1 protein-coding gene and 2 pseudogenes are annotated in these 2,666 nt (G+C 44.8%); all 3 read right to left on the bottom strand.

Features of this window, described 5'->3' with window-relative positions:
- A pseudogene (locus tag LEP1GSC050_RS20330) lies at window positions 1-203 on the bottom strand (hypothetical protein); the annotation flags it as partial.
- 196 nt (window positions 204-399) lie between these two features.
- Window positions 400-717 carry a hypothetical protein gene (locus LEP1GSC050_RS20325; RefSeq protein ID WP_020987980.1) on the bottom strand — a complete coding sequence of 106 codons (318 nt, stop codon included), beginning with the start codon at window positions 715-717 and terminating at the stop codon, window positions 400-402.
- A pseudogene (locus LEP1GSC050_RS21345) lies at window positions 705-2,666 on the bottom strand (TIGR04388 family protein); the annotation flags it as partial. The gene LEP1GSC050_RS20325 and the pseudogene LEP1GSC050_RS21345, both read right to left, overlap by 13 nt.

The raw sequence follows: 2,666 nt of genomic DNA, 5'->3' as shown, positions 1-2,666 counted from the left end.
ATCTGGTTTACCGCATTTTGTTTCGTTGTTATCGCTTGTTCGTTCAGCCGGCTCTCTAACGCTACGTTACCTGCTCCAATCAACGATTGCTGGAATACGGTTATAATTAGGAGGGTTAGGGCCGCGCCCTTTGGGCCGGGCTGCTTCGGGTTCGGGCAGTCGCCCTCATCCAACACGCTCTCTTTTGTTAGCTTACCTTTCATTTATTTATCCCGTGTTGGACAAAGCCCTACGCATCCCTCGCGGGGGAGTTAAAACCATTCTTTACCCGTTAAGATATCCTTGCCATAGTTTTTCAAAGTTCGCTATATTGACATTTTCATCTGCTACTTTAGTTTTTGCGAGGCTCAACTTCAACTTTAGTTTTTGCGAGCCTCAGCCGATCCAGATCTCATTTACCTATTTGTAATCAAACGAATAGCACCATGCAAAGGCTTTGGCAGTTTCCTCTGAAATTCCTGGATGCTTTTTTGTAAACTGTTCAATTGAAAGTTTTTCCATTTCTAGCAGATCTTTCGCAATGAATCTTGCGTCCGAAGAATAAAAATCATCTTCAAGGGATTTAATTTCAGATAAGATTTTTACGGCAATCGATGCTCCAAAGTGATTAATCAAAGCTGATTCGTCTCGCTTCGGAACCTTTTCTTTCTTCCAACCCGTCCATAAAATCACCGCCGTTTCCAAATCCGCTGTATTAAAATTTTTCATCTTGTCCATAGAACAGTTTCAAATCCTGTATCGGGATGGACAGCTATAATAGAATTCACTTTGGGATTCGTCTTGAGTGCCGGAAATTCAACTTCCGTCCAAATAGATTTTGTTCGAACAGCGTCACCTTGAATAACACGCACATTACCACTCGCGCCTTCAGCGAATTTCTTTGATGCCTGCCGCCAAGCTTCGATTGCCGCAGGATTATTTGCATCCCAAGTTGGTAAATTTATTCCTCGGTTTGATAAAGTTTGCTCAAGAGTAATTCCACCGTTTTTCGCAGCCCATTCTCCGGCGGCTGTTTGTCCATTTCGAACGCCAGACCAAAAAACAGCTTGATTTGCATTAGTTGCAAACTCTTTAGAGACAACTGACGCAACTTCCTCCCCCGCGCCAAACCAACCCTTGACTTTGCTTGCGATCTTAATCCCGGCTTCAGTGCCAAGGAACATTTCTGTTCCCCGTATAAGACCTTTTACCCCTAACTGTAAAACTCTCTCACCGCTATACCAGAGTGCCGCTTCCTTACCCACTTCAACGTGAGTCTTGCCTGTCTCATAAAACGCATCGAATTCTTTCTTGTTCGGAGCTTGTTCTCTTAATAATGCTGTCTCTGCTTTTCTCTCTTCTAAGGTCTTACCACCAAGTAGCTCTCCTCCATTCGCAGCTACCGCCTCTTTTAAGCCTGCTACGTATCCAGGTCCGCAGCTTGCATCGTTATGAACCAGTACCCCGTCTTTACCTACGAAATACGTGTGATTCTCTTCTACTTCAAAGTTATATACCTTCGTCTTCTCATAAACTTCTTCTATCTTAGCAATACCAACCGTTCCACGAATCTCGTCTTTCCAAGTTGCTGAGTTAGAATTCGTAGATCGGCTTCCTAATGAAGCAAGGGAAGCCCCGATCTGGATACCTGAGCCTCTCTCTATCCTATACGAATTTCGGATACTCGCAACCGTGACCGATCTTTCTTCCGGCTGAATGTTTCGAACTTCCGTAAATCCTTTTCCTCGAATAAAGAAAGGGTGATTCCAAGTTGTATTGATTACGTTTCCGTTAGTATAAGTGATTCTATGAACGATAGGTGTTTCATTCGAGAAGAGTCGCAATACCTTCTTATACGATAACTCTCCCGTTTTAGGATCTAACGATAAGACTAAATCCCCAATCTCGATTTTCTCGATAGGCTTTAAGCCTGATTTCGTCCGAATGAGTGTCCCTGCTGTAAAACAAGTCCTTTGAACATACTTGCCGGTGTTCTTATCTATAAACCCATTGCTATCACTCGCGCCAAGTCCCGTGCTACCAAGGAAGCTACCCACCACATCCTGAGTCGTTCTTCCAAGCCAAGTAGATGCAGAGCTAGGATCGGTTAGAAACTCTCCCGCTTTAGCAAGAGTCGCCAAGACTCCATGCTGATCTGCTACACTCGCATTCTCATTGTTTAAGATCTCTTTCTGAGGGTTCATTCCCCGTTTCTGCTATGGCATTTCTACCGGCCTCTAACTCTGCACGTCCGGCAGTTAAATTCTCGTCAGCCTTACCCATCGCAAGGGTTCTGGTTCAGAATCACTATTAAAGTTATCGTTCACACTCAGGTTACCGAAACTACTAGGATTGTGCACGTTCCCCCGTCGCTGACACTACGGTAGCGTTTCTATACGTGGCGGCTACTGTCGTATTTCCCTTACCATCTATCGTTACGGAACCACCTACTCCGCTAGATCCATCCGATTCTTGGATTGTTAAGCTAGGTCCGCTATGCTGGCCTAGATTCACCATCGCTCCGGTATTCTGGCCAGGTGTTAGATTTACACTACCGCTAAAACCGCTTGTCGGGTTATAGCTTACATTGCCATACGTCCCGCCTATATTAAAGCTACTGCTTCCATGTTGCGAAAAACTGACTCCTGCATTCAGTGACGATGATCCTAATCCTACACTTCCTCCGA

Source organism: Leptospira broomii serovar Hurstbridge str. 5399 (assembly GCF_000243715.2).
In the GTDB taxonomy this organism is placed as follows: domain Bacteria; phylum Spirochaetota; class Leptospiria; order Leptospirales; family Leptospiraceae; genus Leptospira_B; species Leptospira_B broomii.
This window is presented reverse-complemented; position numbering and strand designations above follow the sequence as displayed.